Annotated in this window: 9 protein-coding genes and 4 pseudogenes; 6 read left to right on the forward strand and 7 right to left on the reverse strand. The window is 45.5% G+C overall.

The window, feature by feature from the left end; genetic code table 11:
• Nucleotides 1–76 precede the first annotated feature (76 nt).
• The 6 genes and pseudogenes from CS022_RS15555 to CS022_RS15580 form a co-directional block, all read right to left on the reverse strand.
• Entirely contained in the window at nucleotides 77–1,072 is a 996-nt protein-coding gene (locus tag CS022_RS15555; protein WP_129123069.1) for an adenosine deaminase, read from the reverse strand.
• Between the two features lie 88 nt (nucleotides 1,073–1,160).
• Nucleotides 1,161–2,477, reverse strand: coding sequence for a guanine deaminase (guaD, locus tag CS022_RS15560; RefSeq protein WP_129123070.1), 1,317 nt, complete (start codon nucleotides 2,475–2,477; stop codon nucleotides 1,161–1,163).
• Nucleotides 2,478–2,499: 22 nt separating this feature from the next.
• Nucleotides 2,500–3,318 carry a xanthine dehydrogenase accessory protein XdhC gene (xdhC, locus tag CS022_RS15565; protein WP_129123071.1) on the reverse strand — a complete coding sequence of 273 codons (819 nt, stop codon included), beginning with the start codon at nucleotides 3,316–3,318 and terminating at the stop codon, nucleotides 2,500–2,502.
• Nucleotides 3,305–5,713, reverse strand: coding sequence for a xanthine dehydrogenase molybdopterin binding subunit (gene xdhB, locus CS022_RS15570; protein WP_129123072.1), 2,409 nt, complete (start codon nucleotides 5,711–5,713; stop codon nucleotides 3,305–3,307). The genes xdhC and xdhB overlap by 14 nt, the downstream gene beginning before the upstream one ends.
• Nucleotides 5,703–7,102: pseudogene (gene xdhA, locus CS022_RS15575) on the reverse strand (xanthine dehydrogenase small subunit). The gene xdhB and the pseudogene xdhA overlap by 11 nt, the downstream one beginning before the upstream one ends.
• A 323-nt stretch (nucleotides 7,103–7,425) precedes the next feature.
• Complete coding sequence (locus tag CS022_RS15580) at nucleotides 7,426–8,154, reverse strand: GntR family transcriptional regulator (RefSeq protein ID WP_129123073.1); 729 nt, start codon at nucleotides 8,152–8,154, stop codon at nucleotides 7,426–7,428.
• Between the two features lie 809 nt (nucleotides 8,155–8,963).
• Between CS022_RS15580 and CS022_RS15585 the strand changes: the two genes are divergently transcribed.
• Both CS022_RS15585 and CS022_RS15590 read left to right on the forward strand, forming a co-directional pair.
• Nucleotides 8,964–10,307 carry a uracil-xanthine permease family protein gene (locus CS022_RS15585; RefSeq protein ID WP_129123074.1) on the forward strand — a complete coding sequence of 448 codons (1,344 nt, stop codon included), beginning with the start codon at nucleotides 8,964–8,966 and terminating at the stop codon, nucleotides 10,305–10,307.
• 257 nt (nucleotides 10,308–10,564) lie between these two features.
• Nucleotides 10,565–11,775 (forward strand): annotated as a pseudogene (locus CS022_RS15590) (iron-containing alcohol dehydrogenase).
• Between the two features lie 52 nt (nucleotides 11,776–11,827).
• Here CS022_RS15590 and CS022_RS15595 read toward each other — a convergent pair.
• Nucleotides 11,828–12,172 carry a hypothetical protein gene (locus CS022_RS15595; protein WP_129123075.1) on the reverse strand — a complete coding sequence of 115 codons (345 nt, stop codon included), beginning with the start codon at nucleotides 12,170–12,172 and terminating at the stop codon, nucleotides 11,828–11,830.
• 527 nt (nucleotides 12,173–12,699) lie between these two features.
• Between CS022_RS15595 and CS022_RS15600 the strand changes: the two genes are divergently transcribed.
• The 4 genes and pseudogenes from CS022_RS15600 to CS022_RS15615 all read left to right on the forward strand — a co-directional run bounded on the left by CS022_RS15600 (nucleotide 12,700) and on the right by CS022_RS15615 (nucleotide 17,346).
• Nucleotides 12,700–13,422: a class I SAM-dependent methyltransferase gene (locus CS022_RS15600; RefSeq protein ID WP_129123076.1), complete on the forward strand. Its 723-nt coding sequence runs from the start codon at nucleotides 12,700–12,702 to the stop codon at nucleotides 13,420–13,422.
• A gap of 430 nt (nucleotides 13,423–13,852) precedes the next feature.
• Nucleotides 13,853–15,633 (forward strand): annotated as a pseudogene (gene gcl, locus CS022_RS15605) (glyoxylate carboligase).
• Between the two features lie 37 nt (nucleotides 15,634–15,670).
• The gene (hyi, locus tag CS022_RS15610; protein WP_129123077.1) at nucleotides 15,671–16,450 is read left to right on the forward strand and encodes a hydroxypyruvate isomerase; all 780 of its coding nucleotides are present in this window, start codon (nucleotides 15,671–15,673) and stop codon (nucleotides 16,448–16,450) included.
• A gap of 12 nt (nucleotides 16,451–16,462) precedes the next feature.
• Nucleotides 16,463–17,346, forward strand: a pseudogene (locus CS022_RS15615) (2-hydroxy-3-oxopropionate reductase).
• The last annotated feature ends 50 nt before the right edge of the window (nucleotides 17,347–17,396 follow it).

The raw sequence follows: 17,396 nt of genomic DNA on the forward strand, positions 1-17,396 counted from the left end.
GCCCCCTTTTAGGGGGCTCATTGAAAGCCACCTTCTTTAGAAGGTGGATGTTTACAATTTATGTTCTCGTTAATAATTAATAATAACTTTCAACTATCTTCAGTAGATTTTTTTTGTTTTTCTGATTAAGGAAACACGCCTCAATCGCATTCATCGTGCATTGCACGAGTTGTGGCCGGGTGAGGTTCAACGCTTTATGAACGGCCAGAAAGTTGTCAGTCATATAGCCGCCAAAAAACGCAGGATCATCAGAGTTGATCGTGACACACACACCCTTTTTCAACAGATAGAGGAAGTTATGTTGCTCCATGGAGGAAAAAACGCAGAGCTTAATGTTTGATAACGGGCAGACGGTCAGGGGCATTTTCATTCTTGCCAGTTCATCAACGAGCTTTCTGTCGGAAGCACATTTCACTCCGTGATCAATCCTTTCTACGTGCAAGTCATCAATGGCTGAGCGTATGTTTGCTGGTGGTCCTTCTTCGCCAGCATGCGCAACACATCGAAGCCCGAGCTGTCTGCTGGCTGAAAATACGCGGCTGAATTTCTCCGGTGGATGTCCAAGTTCGGAGGAATCTAGCCCGACAGCGACAATTTTATCTAAGTGTGGTTTAGCCTGTTCAAGCGTATCAAAGGCATCTTGTTCACTGAGGTGACGCAGGAAACACATAATCAGCAGCGAACTAATTCCCAGTTCTTTCTCTGCTTTTTCGAGTGCATCTGAGATACCGGCTACAACCGTTGCGAAAGGTATTCCACGCTGAGTATGGGTTTGCGGGTCAAAAAATATCTCTGTATGTATGACGTTATCTTCCTGACAACGGAGCAGGTAGGCCCACGTCAGGTCGAAAAAATCCTGTTTGGTTTGGAGAACATTGGCACCTTGGTAATAAATGTCGAGGAAAGATTGTAAGTCGGTAAACTGATAGGCGTTTCTCGCCTCTTCGACACTGGCATAGGGCAGGGAAATGTTATTTCGCTCAGCCAGCGTAAACATGAGCTCTGGCTCGAGAGAGCCCTCAATATGAAGGTGAAGTTCGACTTTTGGGAGTTTGCGGATAAAGTCTTCCATGACGGCGCTCCTTTTTGCCGTTGAGCTGTAAGGCACTGACCGCTATAGAAGCCAGTAAACCAGTGCCTTACAATAATCATGGCATGAATTAACTATCACGCGAGTAAATGGGGCTGCCCATCGAGTAGGTTTGTGACACAACACGCTCATCACCGAGTGTCATCAATACGAATAGCTTTTCTTCCACGCTCTGGCAGTTTTTCATTCTTACAGAGAGTAAGTCTGTGGCTTGCAGATCAAGAACAACGAAGTCGGCTTCTTTCCCTGCAGTAAAGTTACCAATTTTGTCATCGAGGTACAGTGCCTTGGCGCCACCCAAGGTGATCTGATAAAGGGATTTCAGTGGATTGAGTTTTTTGCCCTGCAGTTGCATGATTTTGTATGCTTCACTCATAGTTTCAATCATTGAAAACGAGGTTCCAGCCCCAACGTCAGTGCCCACACCGACTTTAACGCCCTGTTTCTCAATGTGTTCAAGCGGGAATAATCCAGAGCCGAGGAAGAGGTTTGATGTCGGGCAAAAGGCAATTGCCGCGCCCGTTTCAGCCAACCTTCCACATTGATCATCACAGACATGTACGCCGTGGGCGAAAACGGCACGAGGTTTCACTAGGCCGTGTCTGTCATATACATCGAGGTAGTTTTTGCTGTCTGGAAAAAGGGCCTGTACCCATTCTATTTCGTTCTGATTTTCAGAAAGGTGAGTGTGGAGATAAACATCCGGGTACTCGCGCAATAACTTACCCGCCAATGCTAATTGATCATCGGTACTGGTTGGTGCAAATCTAGGAGTGACAGCGTAACTTAATCGTCCTTTGTTGTGCCATGTATCGATCAGTGCTTTGCTGTCTTCGTACCCTGTTTCCGGCGTGTCGAGCAGTGCATCTGGCGCATTGCGATCCATCAACACTTTGCCACCTATCATTCGTAAGTTGCGCTTTTCTGCTTCAGTGAAAAAAACATCAACGGAGTGTTTATGAACCGTGCCGAAAACCAGCGCTGTGGTTGTACCGTTCATAACGAGTTGGTCAAAAAACTCCTCTGCGACCTCTTCGGCATATTGGCGGTCAGCAAATCTGCATTCTTCAGGAAAGGTATAATTGTTCAACCAATCTAGAAGTTGATCGCCGTAAGCTCCGATTATTCGTGTCTGTGGGTAGTGGATGTGTGTGTCGATAAATCCCGGCACAATGAGTTTGCCGCTCATATCGGTTACGACGCTATCATCAAGTTGCGTTGAGAGATCGCGATACTCTCCGAGGGCGACAATATGGCCGTCTTCGATAAGTAAAATACCATCGTCAATGTATTGATAGCTCTGCTCTAAAGACTCTTTCGCAGGGTCTTCGAGTAGATGAAGCAGCGCTGCTCGGAATGCGATTTTCCCATGCTGAGGACGAATCATGGTTATTACCTTGTCGTGTTCTTCATCTTGATGACGCTTGTTTTACGTCATCAGATACATGTTTATTTTCAATGGCCTGATAGTAGCCAATAAGTTCACCAGCAACTGAGACTGCGATCTCTGCAGGATGTTTGCCACTGATTTCTGAGAGGCCAATGGGGCAGATCATGCTCGATATCTGTGTATCGCTGAACTCACGTTGTCTCAATCTGTGAATGAAGCGTTTGCGCTTGGTTTGCGATCCAATGACACCAAAGTAACTGCTGTCATCCTTTTTCAGGATGGCCTTTGTCAGCTCAAAATCGAGATGGTGGTTGTGCGTCATCACCAGATAGAAACTATTGGCTGGCAGCGTGGCAACTTCACTAACGGGATCGTCAGAAATCCTGATCTCTACATTGTCAGGAATTTGCTCCGGAAATTGTTCTTTTCTTTCGTCCACCCAGACAATATTAAAAGGCAGAGAAGCGAGTATGGGCACCAGTGCCTTTGCCACGTGACCTGCACCAAACAGCATGATTTTGTGCTTTTGGGGAATGATCGGCTCAAGACAAATTGAGACCATACCACCACAGCACTGGCCAAGGCTGGCGCCAAGGTTGTATTTCTCGGTTCGTATTGTCTGGGTGCCGTCCTCTAACATTTCTCTGGCGATTTGCGTTGCCATGTGCTCAAGATGCCCGCCACCAATGGTGTCGGTAATGCTCTCTTTTGTTACCAGCATTTTGGTACCTGTGCCTCTCGGAACAGAACCTTTTTCATCCATCACCGTCACTAACACGCAAGGGATGCTTTCTTTTTCTAGTTTCGCTAACTGTTGTATCCAGTTATTTCGATACATTTTCGGCCTCCCTGCGTTCCTCATCTTTGAAGATAGGGGGCTTTCCTCTTACTCGCTTGATCGCTTGGTACACTTGTTCCGGTGTCGCGGGTGCGGCGAGGTAGGGGATATCTCCATTTTCTGAAACGCTGACGATGGCATCTTTAAGTGCACACCAGACGGAGATTGCCAACATGAATGGTGGCTCGCCGACAGCTTTAGAGTGGAAAACCGTATCTTCAGGGTTAGCCCTGTTTTCAACCAGTCTGACGTTGAAAATATCGGGTACGTCATTAACCGCCGGAATTTTGTATGTCGCAGGGCCACTGGTTGCCAGTGCGCCTGCTTCATTCCATACAAGTTCTTCGGTGGTTAACCATCCCATACCCTGTATAAATCCGCCCTCGACCTGACCAATGTCGATAGCTGGATTCAATGCGGCACCGACATCGTGAAGTATGTCGGCGCGCAGTACCCGGTATTCTCCGGTCAGAGTATCAACGATAATCTCTGAACAGGAGACGCCGTAGGCAAAGTAGTAGAAGGGGCGGCCTCTAGCCTTTTGATGGTCATAAAATATCTTTGGCGTACGGTAGAAACCAGTACTGGCCAAAGAAATCTGGTTAAACCAGCAGAGTTCAGCAAAATCTGCAAAAGTCATTACGGCCTTATCACCCGCAGTAACGATACCGTTGCTGAATATAATGTCGATCTCACTGACGTTGAAATGCGCTCTGGCAAATTCAATCATTCTTGCTTTTATAGTTAACGCTGCATTCTGTGCGGCTTTCCCGTTTAAATCGGTGCCTGATGATGCTGCTGTTGGTGATGTATTGGGAACTTTCTCAGTATTGGTAGCGGTTATTTGAATCGTGTTGACATCGACACTGAAGGTTTCAGCGACAATCTGAGCAACTTTGGTATTCAACCCTTGTCCCATTTCTGTTCCACCATGATTCAGACAGATACTGCCATCGGTATACACGGTGACCAAAGCGCCAGCCTGGTTCAGGAAGGTTGCGGTGAATGAAATACCAAACTTGACGGGCGTGAGCGCGATACCTTTTTTGAGTATCGGGCTTTGTTCGTTGAACGCCTGAATCTCTGCCCGACGTTTCTGGTAGTCACAGTCTTGTTCCAGATCTTCCGTCATTTCGAGGATCAGGTTATCTTCGACTTTTTGGAAGTAGTGCGTCTCATCTCGACCATCGTCGCTGTAGTAATTGCGTTTCCTTACCTCTAGCGGGTCTTTACCGAGTTTGCAGGCGATATCGTCCATGATGTGTTCGATCGTCATCATGCCTTGCGGGCCACCAAAACCGCGATAAGCGGTATTTGAGGCGGTGTGTGTTTTTACACAATGCCCGGTTACCGTTGCGTTATTCAGGAAGTAGGCGTTATCTGAGTGGAACATGGCACGATCGACAATCGAGCGGGAGAGATCCGGTGAATAGCCTGCATTTCCCGATACCACTATGTCGATGCCCTCAATTCTTCCCGTATCATCAAAGCCCACGCGGTATTGGTTGTAAAAGGGATGCCGCTTGCCCGTCATGATCATATCTTCTCGGCGCGGGAGCCGCATTTTGACAGGTTGTTTTGTCTTCACTGCAATAATGGCGGCGATGCATGCGGGTGAAGCGGCTTGTGTTTCTTTTCCGCCAAAACCACCGCCCATTCTTCGCATATCAACCAACACTTTATGCATTGGAGTATTGAGTACGGAGCCCACGAGTTTCTGTACTTCTGTTGGGTTTTGGGTGGAGCAGTAAACGATAACTCCGCCATCTTCCGTGGGAACAACACTTGACGCTTGTGTTTCGAGGTAGAAGTGCTCTTGTCCGCCGATATGCAATGCACCCTCAAGAATATGTGGCGAAGAAGCGATAGCACTATCCGAATCTCCGCGTTTTTGGGTATGGCTATCGGTGACAAATAACTTTTGAGCCAGAGACGTTTCCACATCCAGTGCTGCAGGCAACTCTTCATATTCAACAATTGCTGCAGCTGCTCCTTTTCTGGCGTTATCTAGTGAATCAGCAGCAACGGCAATAACGGGTTGACCGACAAAGCTGACTTCATCAAGTGCCAGCAGTGGGTCTCCAGCCAGAACAGGGCCGATGTCGAGTTCACCCGGTACATCTTTGGCCGTCAGGACAAACTCTACACCTTCCACTTCATAGCAAGGTGCGGTATCAATATGGGTAATCTTGGCATGTGGGTATGGGCTGGTTAGCGCATAGACATGAAGTTGATTTGGAAATTCTGGGCGGTCGTCAATGTAAATGGCTTCACCGGTCACATGCTTTTCCGCGCTCTCGTGTTTGACGGATTTACTGACGCCGGTCTGCAACCCTTCCTTCGCTTGGCTGACCATTTCTTCCTGACTCATAGCGGGGGTCGTTTTACGAGACATAGCTGGTCACCTCAATTTGTTGTGCCTGACTGTTATTGTGATCCAATCGAATGCGAAGATAGGTGCGGTAAAGCAGGTTCGCGGCTGTTTCCAGGCGGTATTCCTTTGTCGCACGACAGTCAGTAATCGGTGAGAAATCTTGCGTCAATGCTTTCATTGCAGCGTCAATACTTTTGTCATCCAGCGTTTTATTAATAAGTGCTGCTTCCGCAGATGTCGCCCTTGCAGGAATGGCTGCTAAACCACCAAAGGCAAGGCATACATCGGTCACTGTGTTGTTTTCAATCGTCAGATTGAACGCGCCGCATACCGCGGAGATATCATCGTCAATACGTTTAGATATCTTATGCGCTTGAAAAAACTGATGCTTATGGGGCTTAGGAATAATCACCCGCTCGATGAACTCTGAGGGCTCCAAGAGCGTGACTTTGTAGCCGAGAAAGAAATCATCCAGATTCACCGTTCGGCGTCTATTCCCTTTGCGAAGAACAATCTCTGCATTCAATGCAAGCAGTAAAGGCGGTGAATCGCCTATCGGAGAAGCATTGGCAATGTTCCCTCCAAGCGTACCTTGATTTCGGATTTGCAGTGACGCGAATCGCTGTAACAGCCTCCCGAAATCGGGATAGTGGGGGGTAATAACATGGTCAACTTCTGACAGCGACACGTTCGCACCGATATCCAGATGGTTATCAGTTTCAACAATGCTCTTCATGTCGGAAATGTTGTTGAGGTGCACAAGGGTATCGATATCACGATGGAACTGTGTCACTTCTAATGCTAAGTCTGTGCCGCCCGCCACGAGCTTGGCATCCGGGTGTTTTTCAAGGATTGCGGCTAATTCATCGGTCGAAGTGGGCACAAAGGCAGATTTGTTATCTCCATGGAGGCTGGTTGTCGTCAGGTTTAGTTTTGACAGTGTGTTGACGACTTGTGCTTCATAATCTGAGAATTGATCTTTCAGGGGCGTGTTGTTGCTGAGTGACAGGGCGGCATCGACGATCGGACGATAGCCTGTGCAGCGGCATAAATTACCGGCGAGTGCTTCTTCAACACTGTGTTTGTCAGCATTAGGGGAATTCTTGGTAAGAGCAAACATCGACATAATAAACCCCGGCGTACAAAAACCGCACTGAGAGCCATGAAAGTCGACCATTGCTTTTTGGACGGGATGAAGCCCTTCGTCAGTCTGTAAATCTTCGACACTGATGAGTTGTTTTCCATGCAACGCACCCACGAAGGTCAGGCACGCATTAATGCTTTGATAACTGAGTTTTCCGTCTTTCACTTCACCTAATACAACGTGCATGCACCACAATCGCCTGAACCACAGCCCTCTTTCGTCCCGCACCTACCTGCCTTTTCACGAAGGTAGCGAAGTACCGTCAAATTTGGTGATAAATCGGTTTCCTCGCGGATCTCGTTATTGAATAAAAAACGAATCACGCATCCTCCTTGCACACAGTTTTCAATAGTTGTTAACCATCATGTAACAACTTAAATCTAATAATTACTGACCAATCGGTCAATAAAATGCTTAAGGAAGATAGAGTCAAAACTGAGACTGAAGCCAGTTTGAATGCATATGGAGAGTTATTTCTTTCGGGTAATCAGAGAGATAGAAATTTACATGTTTCTTTGGCAATGAAGCCGAGTCAGGTTGACGTCGACTTCATTTTTTAGGCGCAGCGAGATAAGAAGAGGTAAAGAAGCTACAGCTTTTTGCTCAGTACATTTGAGAAGACTGAGTGAAGGTCTTTATTCGATGTAGATTCATTGAGACGGAGTTTAGACTTGATGTGGTCGAGGTGCTCAACCATCAACGCAATGGCTTTGTCTTTGCTGCCTTGTTCAATCGCATCAATGAGCAGTGTGTGTTCGTCCAATGAGCAGTTGGTTGTTTTCGTGGCTTGATAAAGCGCAATGATCAGTGAACATTGGGAAACAAGGCTTCGTTGAAAACTTAACAGGGGAGGGTTATTTGCCATTTCAGCAAGTTTGATGTGGAATTCACCCGATATACGAATCGCTTTACCCTCGTCGCCCTCTGAAACGGCTTTTTGTTCCTCGAAAATCATTGCTCGACTTTCTTCTATTTGTTTCTTGGTAGCATTCTGAGTGGCTAGTTCAACAATCGCCAGTTCAAGCACCTCGCGAGCTTTGAGTATTTGTAATGCTTCATCAACCGTCGGCGAGGCAACGACAGATCCTCTGTTTGGTCGCGTAACCACAACTTGCTCTACCGATAACCTCAGCAGTGCGCGACGAATAATAGTTCTGCTGACACCAAAAATTTCGCCAAGTGCTTCTTCGCTGAGCTTGGTACCGGGTGGCAACCGGTGTTCAAGAATTGCGTCGAAAATATGGCCATAAACCACATCGTCTTGAGTACGATTTGACTGTTTGGATGTTTTTATTTTGGTTTTAGATAGTCCCGACATGTTCCAACTTATCTTATCTCTTGGGATTGCGTTACCGCGATAATGCCAGCCTTATATGGATAAAGGCAAGTTAACCATTTAAGCGCATACAGTTTGTATTTCTGATTGTATATCAGCGAGTAAAATTTTGTATTTAAAAGTGCTTCTAATGATGCAGTTATTTGACAATTCTGCGAGTTTCTCCCCAATGGTAAAGAATGCGCTTTGTTCAGTTATTGCGGATGATGTAATGAGGAGTTAAACAATATGCATATGGCGGAATATCCTTTTGATCCCTTGTTGCTTCAGAGTTAGCTGACTAGAAGGGAAAATATCAATCATGTCCACCAATTTCTCAATCATGATAAAAATTTAAACATCTGAAATATATATAAAAAATAAAAATAGTCACTCTATTAGAGATGATTTATATGTCTGAAAAATCGGTCTATATGAGGAGTTTATGATGAAAGTTTCCGATGGCAATAGAGGGTAATAATCGAAGGTTGGTAGTATAAATTATTTGAATTTATATTATAAAATCAGAAATTTAAAAAATTTTGAAGTAAGAGGGTGATATTGAGTCCTTTATTTTTTTGCCTATTTTTCCTTTCTTTTTTCTGCTGTTGAAACACTTCGAGTTCCAATCGTCGTTTGACTAAAAATTGTGCTCACATGCTAATCTATATTGTATCCAATTATTATTTCGGAGCTTATGCTTTTGCTCTGAGAGTGCAGTGGGTTCGGCTAAGGCCTTTTCTAATGTGAAGAGGTCAAGTAGACACCACACTTTTGACTACCAACGTTGAACCTTACAGGGAGGTTTATTAATGAGTGAACAAGACTCTTTAGCCGAGAAACTGAAAGACCCCGATTATACTCCACCAATGGCTCAGGCAATCCCGCTTGGCCTTCAGCATCTACTCGCAATGTTCGTCGGCAACATCACGCCTGCTATCATCATTGCTGGTGCGGCAGGGTTTGGATATGGCTCCAACTCACCTGATTTCCATAATTTGATTTACCTGATACAGGTATCCATGTTGTTTGCTGGTGTTGCGACGTTATTCCAGACGATTGGATTTGGTCCTGTTGGCGCAAGGCTTCCTATCGTTCAAGGTACCAGCTTTGCATTTGTGCCGATCATTATTCCGATTGTCGCGGGCAAAGGCGTTGATGCCATGGCGATTGTGACGGGGGGGGTATTGGTTGGTGGTTTGTTCCACGCCATGCTGGCGCCTATTGTCGGTAGAATCCGTTTTGCGTTACCACCTTTGGTTACCGGCCTCGTTGTGACCATGATTGGTCTCTACCTGATCAAGGTTGGCATTCAATATTCTGCTGGTGGTGTGCCTGCAATCGGCACTGAAGAATATGGCAGCCTGCTTAATTGGAGCGTCGCTGTTTTGGTGGTGATTGTGACCATTGCTGTTAAATTCCTCACCCGCGGCATGACGTCAGCATCAGCCATTTTGATAGGCATGATTGCGGGATATGTTGTTGCTTGGGCAATGGGAATGGTCAGTTTTGCCAATGTAGGGAAAGCGGCTTACTTTGCTATCCCCAATCCTTTTCACTTCGGCGTTGATTTTACCATCGCCAGTGTTATCGGTTTTTGTTTGATGTCCTTTATCTCTGCGATTGAAACGGTTGGTGACGTCTCAGGCGTCACAAAAGCGGGAGCAGATCGAGAAGCCACAGCCGATGAAATCAAAGGTGCGACCTTTGCGGATGGTCTGGGCTCAGCATTTGCGGGGTTATTTGGTTCATTACCAAATACATCGTTCTCGCAGAACGTTGGTGTTATTGCTCTCACCGGCATGATGAGCCGTGGCGTTGTTACTATTTGTGCCATATTCCTCATTCTCGCAGGTTTTGTTCCGAAAATTGGTGCGCTGATTACGACAATCCCCATCGAAGTATTAGGCGGAAGTATTATCGTTATGTTCGGAATGATTGTGTCTGCTGGGATCTCTTTGTTGTCAGAGGTGAAGTGGAATCGGCGTAACATGATTATCTTTGCGATTTCTATTTCTATAGGCCTAGGGCTTCAACAAGAACCAGGGGCCTTACAGCATGTAAACAGCACAGTGAAAGTCTTTTTGACATCAGGCTTGCTGCCAGCGGCATTTATTGCCATTTTCCTCAATTTACTTATCCCAGATAAAGACTAAGTCGTTCACGAGGAGACGCTATGCGTCTCCTCACCTATTTTGCATCTCTTCCTATACTCGCTGTTTTTGTATCTTTCCGCTTTCTAGTCACCATTAGCTAACCTTCAAGTAGAGATGTCACACATTTGTGACTCATCGTCACAATAAGATTGTTTACTCTAGAATCGAGTGTGCAGAAACCATAAGCTAGTGCGTTAAAGAAAATAACTGCATATAAAACTTGGCGAATATAATTTCGATAATAGGGAAGCTTAGCTATGCCAAATTCAATAAGCCTGATTGGTTATAAGAGTTTTATGAAAGTACTTTCGACCATTTCGACGATAGTACCACTCCCTAAACCTACACTGTTCACGGGTGCAAACTCTACCAGTCAGCTTTGTAATACAATCGGCTTAATGGGCTTTCAAAAGATTCTGCTCGTCACTGACAATCCGCTTGTTAAGCTCGGTGTTGCAGGACGAATTCAGTCTGAGCTTGAGTCAGTCGGCGTTAAATGTGTTCTTTTTGATGGTGTTTTACCAGACCCAACGTCTGCGCAGGTTGAAGCTGGCCTCAAGCTATATAACGACTCGGGTTGTTCTGGTGTATTGGCACTAGGAGGCGGCTCTTCAATCGATTGTGCAAAAGTTATTGCTGCGGGCGTTAACAATAAAAAGAGTGTGAAGCGCATGTCGGGATACTTTCGCCTTTTCAAGCCAGTTGCGCCGTTTTTCGCGATACCTACAACAGCAGGGACGGGGTCTGAAGCCACCATTGCTGCGGTAGTCTCTGATCCAATTTCACACAAGAAAACTCCTATCATCGACCCAAAGCTTGTGCCAATAATGGCGGCTCTCGACCCGACATTAATTGTTGGTTTGCCATCGATGCAACGGCGGCAACAGGCATGGATGCATTTACTCATGCTATTGAGGCCTTTGTTTCAAAGAACAAATCAGAAGATACAGATGGTTATGCGCTCGCCGCTGTAAAGTTACTAGCCCAAAACCTGGAAGAAGCAGTCAGTGATGGGAAAGACGTTGATGTTCGTTTCAATACCGTTTTTGCATCTTATTTAGCGGGTCTCGCATTTACTAAAGCAGGTGTGGGCTATGTTCATGCGATTGCACACAATCTAGGGGCGAAATATGGTACGCCGCATGGTATTGCCAATGCGATCGTGTTGCCACATGTACTAAGTGAATTTAGATTTGAGATGAAAACCAACCTTGCTTTGCTCGCGGATGCGGCAAAAGTGAGTTCAGAAGAACAATCAGAGGAACAGAAAGCGCAGGCGTTCATTGATTATATTTTGGGGCTGCAAAAGAAATTTGATATTCCAAATACATTGGATGCTTTGAAAAAAGAGGATATCCCGGATCTTGCAAAAGCAGCCTTGAAAGAAGCGCATTGGACGTATCCTGTCCCCGTTTATATGGAAAATGAGCAGTGCGAAAGACTTATCTCTCAGCTCCTATCCAAGTAACAGCTTCTGCCCAAGCAGAGACAATGCGTTTCCGCGGTTTTATGATGAGAAATCAGACAACTTCTGCAGAAGCGCTGTAATCGAATAGGGTATATTTTCCAGTTTCAGGGTCTTCTCCGCCATAGATCACCCAACTGCAGAGATAGTCTGGGTCTGTGACAATTTCGCCGCTGGTATTTAGGTGATATTCTCCGGCTGCCGCAGGAAGGAGACTTTCAAAGTCTGGTGGAATTTTGAATTCAGTATGTGTGTCGTTTCGGCGTATTACTATACCCTCGGCATTAACACAAATGATCGGTCCAAATATTTGGATTCGTTCAATAGCATTCTCTTCGTCATCAACCAAAGAGATGCCGATGAGTAAAACCTTGTTAATTAAGTTATTAATCTCTTTCATAGGGTCGACATTATGTAATAGTTATAAGCGAATGACCTGTATGAATTCATAAAGTGGTTTTCAAAATAGCACTCTATGAGCTTTGGTCTCGGAGTATTGCAACAGCAAAAAAGATAGAGATTTTTCAAGTAACCTATTCATATTGTTCGATATGCGCAGTGGCTTCAATAAATCAACCACTTCCAAAACTATTTTTTGCACGAATATCAACAAAGTTTGAAATGATGTGAAAATGTGTTTTTTTTGATATTTTTGCCATTTAGGGCGACGGATAGAAAGATAACATTGCACATGAATATGCTATCCACGTCCGCTTTGATAAGAACCGTCGAGCACTGCATATATAGTGTGGATATTTCAAGGCTAACTCTGTGTTTCATTTATGAAACTCACCGCCTTTTATCCTTCTAAGGTGCCGAAGAGTACCAGCGATTTATCTACAATTGGATTAGAGAATTTTTATATTTAGACCTTTAGTCAGTTATTTGGTCTCGAAATAACAGCATTGCAGTGAATCAGGGGTATGTATGCAGTCTCAGCAATCTAGCTTACCATCTTACGAGGTTTATACACCTAACATCCTTCAGATATATGACTTCTGGGTGCTGGGTTTAACGAATCTATACCTTTGGAAATGCCCAACAAGAGTTATCAAAGAAAAGTTTGAGATATCCTTAAGTGACAATCATTTGGATGTGGGTGTTGGGAGTGGATATTACCTCGACGAGTGCTTGACTGAAACGACAAATCGTATCGGTTTACTCGACGCCAACAAAACATGTTTGTCAGCCACCAGTCGAAGAATATCTCGCTTTCAACCTGAGGTATATCAAGCGGATGTTCGTAGGCCACTTGAACTTGATTGCGATGGGTTTGACTCAATCAGTGTTAACTCTCTTCTTCATGGCCTACCCGGCACGATGAAAGACAAATCCCAGATCATTGGAAACATCGTTAATTTTCTAAACTCGGGAGGAAAGCTCTTCGGCAGTACTGTTTTAGCCGACCAAAATGATGAACTTGGGTTTGTGGGTAAGCTTCTGATGAAGACGTATAATCGGCTTGGCATCTATGCGAATAAAAACGACACACTCGATGCATTAAAAGACATGTTAAGCGAGCACCTTGACCATATAGAAATTGATATTGTTGGCTGCGTTGCAGTTTTTTCAGGTGTGAAGAAAAATACGTTTATCGCCTTGGAAAATTTGAGCTTTCCTGTGTCTCCGTTTGTATTTAAGAATTATTAATAACTATATTGACCCGTCCTATCGCGCCTGCAATTTACTATTAGACGTTTAGCGTCTTCCTTTTTCTGACCCCTACCTATTGCAACTCCATAGCCGCACGACCAATTCGGAGACTCTGGGCGTTACTTTCAATCCTCTGTCGTATTAATGTGAACATTCACATATAATATTGTGTACATATTAGATAAATATATTCTGATATAAAGACTAATTTAGTAGCGAAATAATCAATAATACAATTCTGGTCATACCAGATGTGTTTACAATTAAATATGAAAGTTATTGCTCTCTATTTCAGATGTTTACTGAATTAACCTGTTATTATTAATGTAATTACTCTAGTCTTGATTGTTTTTAATTCTTGCATAATATTTGATTCCGATCTAAGAATACAATTGCCTACTTAAATTGTATACAAAAGGAAATTATAATGGCGAGGATGAGAGCAATAGACGCGGCTGTGGCTGTATTAAAGAAAGAAGGTGTATCTGTGGCGTTTGGTGTTCCGGGTGCTGCGATTAATCCTTTTTATTCTGCATTGAAAAAGGCGGGTGGTATTCAACACGTCCTTGCAAGACACGTCGAGGGTGCATCGCATATGGCTGAGGGGTACACGAGGCTGAGCCGGGTAATATCGGAGTGTGTATTGGCACATCAGGCCCAGCTGGAACCGATATGATCACTGGCCTTTATTCTGCACATGCTGATTCCATTCCCATTCTTTGTATTACAGGTCAGGCTCCTCGCGATCGTCTCCATAAGGAAGATTTTCAGGCTGTAGACATTGAGTCTATCGCCAAGCCCGTGACTAAATACTGCGCAACGGTTCTGGAACCTGCGTTGGTACCACGTGCTTTTCAACATGCATTCCATGTTATGCGGTCAGGCCGTCCCGGTCCGGTATTGCTTGATTTACCTCTTGATGTGCAACTGGGTGAGATCGAATTTGATCTCGATAGTTACGAGCCCTTAGAAGCATACAAACCCTCTGCGAGCAGGAAACAGGCTGAGCAGGTTATTGATATGCTTAACTCTTCCGAGCGACCTCTGATTGTTTCAGGCGGCGGTGTCATCAATGCCAATGCATCTGAGCAACTTCAAGAGCTTGCAGAGATTCTAAATGTCCCCGTCATCCCAACACTGATGGGGTGGGGCACGATTGCTGATGATCACCCTCTCATGGTGGGTATGGTAGGTCTCCAGACATCGCATCAATATGGCAATGCTACGCTGCTCAGTTCTGACTTAGTGCTCGGCATTGGTAACCGTTGGGCGAATCGCCACACTGGCTCTGTGGGTGTCTATACGGAAGGCCGTAAGTTCATTCACATCGATATTGAGCCAACGCAAATAGGCCGCGTTTTTTGTCCAGATTTGGGCATTGTGTCGGATGCAGGTGAAGCATTGACACAACTCCTCGAAGTAGCAAAAGAGCGTAAAGCAGCGGAACAGTTGGCAAATCGTGACAAATGGGTTGAAGAGTGTCAGGAAAGAAAAGCGACGATGCTGAGAAAAACCCATTATGAAGAAACGCCAGTCAAACCGATGCGCGTCTATGAAGAAATGAACAAGGTTTTCGATCGTGATACCTGCTATGTCAGTACCATTGGTTTATCACAAATCGCTGCTGCCCAGTTCCTACACGTCTACAAACCACGTCACTGGATAAACTGCGGTCAGGCAGGCCCACTGGGCTGGACGGTTCCTGCGGCATTGGGTGTTCGCGCAGCAAACTCGGATAAGCAAATTGTTGCAATCTCTGGCGACTATGACTTCCAGTTTATGATTGAAGAGCTTGCTGCGGGTGCCCAGTTCAATCTGCCTTATGTGCACGTTCTGGTGAACAACTCTTATCTTGGGCTTATTCGTCAGGCACAACGGCAGTTCGATATCGACTTCTGTGTTCAGCTTGCTTTCGAAAACCAGAATGCCCCAGAGCTTGAAGGTTATGGTGTTGATCATGTGGCGGTGGTTGAAGGCCTTGGGTGTAAGGCTCTCAGAGTGAGAAACCCTGAAGATATTGCATCGTCACTTGAGCGCGCGAAAGAAATGGCTCAACAATATAAAGTACCTGTCGTCGTTGAAATTATCCTTGAGAAAGTCACCAACATTTCGATGGGTGTTGATATCAACGCGATTAACGAATTTGAAGCTTTGGCGGAGAGTATTGCAGACGCGCCAACTGCAATCGTCGCCTCAGCTTCAAAGTAATACCTCTGTAAGTATCTAGCGAATAAGGAAATATAAAATGCCAAAACTTGCTGCCAACCTGTCGATGTTATTCACCGAGCTGCCGTTTATGGAGCGATTCGGTGCAGCAGCAAAAGCAGGTTTTAAAGGGGTGGAGTATCTCTTCCCCTATGCCTACGACGCGCATGAAATAAAACAGGAACTCGACAAACATGGTCTTGAGCAGGTTCTGTTTAATCTTCCCGCTGGTGATTGGGAAGCAGGCGAGAGAGGAATTGGCGCAAACCCTGAAAGAGTGAATGAATTCAGGGCAGGGCTTGAGATGGCTATCTCTTATGCCAAGGTGCTGGGTTGCAACAAGGTGAATTGCCTTGCTGGTATCCCACCTGAAAAATTTACCGATGAAGAAGCGGAAGCAACGTTTGTCGCCAACCTGAAATATGCGGCAAAAGCACTGAAAGATGAAGGTATTAACTTGGTTGCTGAAGGCATTAATACCCGCGATATTCCGGGCTTTTTCTTGAACAATACCCCGCAAGGGCTATCGATATTGGACAAAGTGGGCAGTGATAACCTGAAAATTCAGTATGACATTTATCACATGCAAATTATGGAAGGTGATATAGCGCCCACGCTGAGCGCTCACTTGGGATCAATTGGTCATATTCAGCTCGCAGATAACCCCGGTAGACATGAGCCGGGCACTGGAGAGCTGAATTACCACTTCTTGTTCAAGCATATTGACGAGATTGGTTATGACGGCTGGGTCAGCTGTGAGTACAAACCCAAGACAACGACAGAAGAAGGACTGACCTGGCTCAAAAGCCACGGTTTTTGAGGAGGGATTATCATGAGTAAAATCGCATTTATCGGTACAGGTATCATGGGCAAACCTATGGCCCAGAACCTGCAAAAAGCAGGGTATAAGCTTGTATTATCGGCCCATCGCGGTGCACCTGATACTGATCTGGTAGAGGGCGGTGCTTGGTGGCAGAGACGTTGAAAGACGCGGCAAGCGAGGCGGAGTTCATTATCACCATGGTGCCGGATACACCGCAGGTTGAGGAAGTCCTTTTCGGCGAAAATGGTCTGGTAGAAGGCTTGTCGGCAGGGAAAACTGTCATCGATATGAGTTCAATTTCTCCTATCGAAACCAAAGGTTTTGCAGAGAGAGTCAAACAGACTGGCGCCGCGTACCTTGATGCACCTGTATCGGGTGGCGAAGTTGGCGCGATCAATGCAGCTTTGACAATTATGGTAGGTGGGGATCAAGCGACATTTGATGCAGCGCTGCCATTGTTCGAGATCATGGGCCAGAACATCAACCTTGTCGGTGACAATGGGGCAGGTCAGGTTTGTAAAGTGGCCAACCAAATCATTGTTGCCCTTAATATTGAAGCTGTTTCTGAGGCATTGGTCTTTGCCTCCAAAGCAGGCGCTGATCCGGCAAAAATCCGCAATGCGTTAATGGGCGGGTTTGCAAATTCGAAAATCCTTGAAGTGCATGGCGAAAGAATGGTGAAAGGAACCTTCGACCCCGGTTTCCGTATTCAACTTCACCAAAAAGATTTGAACATCGCACTGCAAGGCTCTGAATCATTGGGTGTAGCCCTGCCTAACACCGCGAAAGCACAAGAGCTGTTTTCGACATGTGTCGAGCTTGGCGGCTCTGGGTGGGATCACTCTGCAATGGTCAAAGCGATCGAACATCTTTCCAATCACAGTATCCGCTAAACCGGAAGCTTTGCCCGGCGCATTGAAGGGGCCCGGGCCTTTTTCACTTA

It is taken from the genome of Veronia nyctiphanis (assembly GCF_004116385.1).
Lineage (GTDB): Bacteria > Pseudomonadota > Gammaproteobacteria > Enterobacterales > Vibrionaceae > Veronia > Veronia nyctiphanis.